The organism is Sphingomonas sp. 66-10, from assembly GCF_001897045.1.
Taxonomy (GTDB): Bacteria; Pseudomonadota; Alphaproteobacteria; order Sphingomonadales; family Sphingomonadaceae; genus Sphingomonas; species Sphingomonas lycopersici.
Genome location: NZ_MKRR01000112.1, coordinates 8,652 through 11,452 on the forward strand (window position 1 = coordinate 8,652; position 2,801 = coordinate 11,452).

A 2,801-nucleotide genomic window follows, 5' to 3' on the forward strand; every position below is an offset into this window, starting at 1 on the left:
TTCGCCTCGAAAGGGATTTCACGACATGAACAACAACGACCTCGCCGAGAAGCTTGCCGCTGAGCTCGGCACGACCAAGGCCGACGGGCGCAAGGCGGTCGACGCTGTTTTCACCGCTATCGTGGACGCCGCGGCAAACGGCCAGGAGATTTCGATCAACGGCTTCGGAAAGTTCAAGCTGAAGGCCACGCCGGCTCGCGAGGGGCGCAATCCCTCGACGGGCGCAACCATCAAGATCGCGGCTGCGCGGAAGCTCACCTTCGCGCCCGGCAAGGCCGTGAAGGACAAGTTGAACGGATAATTGCGGACCGGGGGCGGCACCGATTGTTGCCGTCCCTCCCCTTTTCCGTACTGCTCACGTCAAGCGACGCGGACCGACAGTCGCCCCGGGCCTTTGCGATCGCCGCCGCCATCAACCACTAAATTTCGCGAACCTGCGATGGCACTGCGGCACCGGTACAGCCCGGCCAGTCGCCGTGTCATGCGGCTGCAGCGGAGCTGCGGCAAGCAGATTACCGCATTTGTCACACGCTTGCAGCCAAGAGGGCGCAGCCTGATCGGACACCCAAGATCCCCGCAATTTGACCAGGAGACCGATCATGAGTGCGAAGACCCTCTATACCGCGCATGTTCACACCGTCGGCGGGCGCGAAGGCGCCGCGAAAAGCTCCGATGGCCAGCTCGACGTCAAGCTTTCGCCGCCCGGCACGAGTCGCCCGGGGACCAATCCCGAGCAGCTGTTCGCGGCGGGCTGGGCCGCCTGTTTCGAGTCAGCCCTGGCCCATGTCGCGAAGAAAGCCGGGATCGAGCTTCCCGCCGAGACCGCGATCGACGCCGAGGTCGAACTTCACCTCGATGAGGAGGAGGGCTATTTCCTTAGCGCGCGCCTCAATGTCAGCATTCCGGGCATGGAAGAGGAGGAGGCCGACTCGCTGATCGAGCAGGCCCATCAGACCTGCCCCTATTCGAAGATGACCCGCGAAGGCATCGACGCAAGCGTCGCGCTGCACGTCGCGGCCTGACGAACGGGCGAGCGAGCCAGGGTTCGTCCCCCTCCCGTGACGAACCCTGGGGCACGGGCAGGCATGAATGTGCCTGTCCGCGGTCCCGCTCGAGTCACACGAGGACGTGGCCATTGCGATCGAAGTCGCGCAGGTAACGCGAGCCGATCGCTCATCGATGAGGTGGAGCCGGCTGTCGTCGCGGTTCAGCTCGGCGCCCAATGCAACATAGCGCGGATCCCCCGCGCGTTGAGCGCCTCGAAAACTTATACCAGCGGGGTATTTCGAACCGTCGGGGTTTGAGGGGCGGTTTCCCTCAGTCCTTTGGCTATGCCCGCCGGCGGCTTGCCACGAAGATTGCCCGAGGGCCGGCATAGCGGCAGCTTACGTTGGAGCGAGGTTGGTCGGGCCGTGGCGCAATCCCTTTCCTGCGCGGCCCAGAGGAGCCCGATTTGTCCCATTTTGGGAAAATCGGATGGTAAACGCGCTGTCACCCCCCGTGCGACCTCTCTATCGGACGACATTCGAATCGCTGATTATCGAAGTTCGGAATGCGGCGATCGTGGTTTTTGGTATTGAGGGCTGGCAATGAAGAATTTGGCGATCCTGGGAGCGGTTGCACTAACGGTTGCATCGGTTAGCGCTTCTGCGGCACCGACCGTCTCGTTTGCTGGCGGCTCGGGCACGACCGCATCGGGCACGACCGTTTTCGAGAATTTCGACAGCTACGCGGCGGGCTCGCTGCTCCCCGGCGGCACGAACGCTTATGCGCTCAACGCGTCGAGCTCGATGGGCGCTCGTCCGGCCTATGGCAGCACCGGCAATTTTGGATCGGTCCTTGGGGGAGGGTCCTGGACGACGAACTTCGCGGCGACGTCGCTTTTCTCGTTCGTGCTCGGCTCGCTTGACACCTACAACTCGCTGACGCTGCATTTCGCGGACAGCACCTCGATCACTTACGCTGGCGGTCAGATTATCAATGACCTGTCGTTCCCGAGCGGGAACCAGATCAGCGGGTTCACCAATGGTGTAGTGACTTACAATACGCACGGCGGTCCCGCGATCGTTGGCGCGACTTTCACCTCGGGCCAGAACTCGTTTGAGTTCGACAACCTCGCCCGTGGCGGCGTGCCGGAGCCGGCGACCTGGGCGCTGATGATCCTGGGCTTCGGCGCGGTCGGCGCAGCGATGCGTCGCCGCCGCGTGAGCGTCGCCTACACCGCCTGACGGTTCTGAAGTTCGCTCGAACTACGAAGCCGCCGGCCCCAGGGCCGGCGGTTTTTCGCCGTTCGCATCAGTGACGGGATGAATCCAGGCATCTTCAGCGCAACCGGAGCATCTGTTTAGCGCATGCTGGCCAAGCCCAACGGAGCGAAGCCCGAGGAATAGTTTTTCAGACGTAATCGATCAGATTGCGGACGGGTTCACCGAGGACCGCATCAACGCGCTTGCCCGCCACCGTGAGAAGATAGCGCGTGGCAAGATCGGTCCGCAGGTCGATCGAGGCCTTGCCGACCTCCATTTGGTTGATCGCCTTACGGCTCATCCCAAGGGCCTCGGCAAATTTGTCCTGCGTCAAACCTAGCGCTCTGCGAGCATCCTTCATCTCGCTTCCTTGCATGTCGCGGCCGCCTCCTGTCTTTTGACCCTGTCCCTCCCCCGGTGGCACCCGGAGGGAGAGGGTTCGGGCCAGGTGCCTTGATCGAAACGGGAACGATCTTGAGTTGGCCCCCGAAATGACCTGACAGGGTCTCGCTCTTAGATAAGAGTGAGCCATATGACTGAGCATACGACTAGGCG

The 2,801-nt window shown here is 62.6% G+C and carries 4 protein-coding genes; 3 read left to right on the plus strand and 1 reads right to left on the minus strand.

Features of this window, described 5'->3' with window-relative positions; genetic code table 11:
* Window positions 1-25: 25 nt before the first annotated feature.
* The 3 genes from BGN95_RS11905 to BGN95_RS11915 all read left to right on the plus strand — a co-directional run bounded on the left by BGN95_RS11905 (window position 26) and on the right by BGN95_RS11915 (window position 2,228).
* Entirely contained in the window at window positions 26-301 is a 276-nt protein-coding gene (locus tag BGN95_RS11905; protein ID WP_286772721.1) for an HU family DNA-binding protein, read from the plus strand.
* A gap of 298 nt (window positions 302-599) precedes the next feature.
* Window positions 600-1,022, plus strand: coding sequence for an organic hydroperoxide resistance protein (locus tag BGN95_RS11910; protein WP_286772717.1), 423 nt, complete (start codon window positions 600-602; stop codon window positions 1,020-1,022).
* A 567-nt stretch (window positions 1,023-1,589) separates the two neighbouring features.
* Window positions 1,590-2,228, plus strand: a complete 639-nt coding sequence (locus BGN95_RS11915; RefSeq protein ID WP_286772718.1) for a PEPxxWA-CTERM sorting domain-containing protein — start codon at window positions 1,590-1,592, stop codon at window positions 2,226-2,228.
* Window positions 2,229-2,394: 166 nt separating this feature from the next.
* Here BGN95_RS11915 and BGN95_RS11920 read toward each other — a convergent pair whose 3' ends face one another.
* The gene (locus tag BGN95_RS11920) at window positions 2,395-2,607 is read right to left on the minus strand and encodes a helix-turn-helix domain-containing protein (RefSeq protein ID WP_286772719.1); all 213 of its coding nucleotides are present in this window, start codon (window positions 2,605-2,607) and stop codon (window positions 2,395-2,397) included.
* Between the last annotated feature and the right edge of the window lie 194 nt (window positions 2,608-2,801).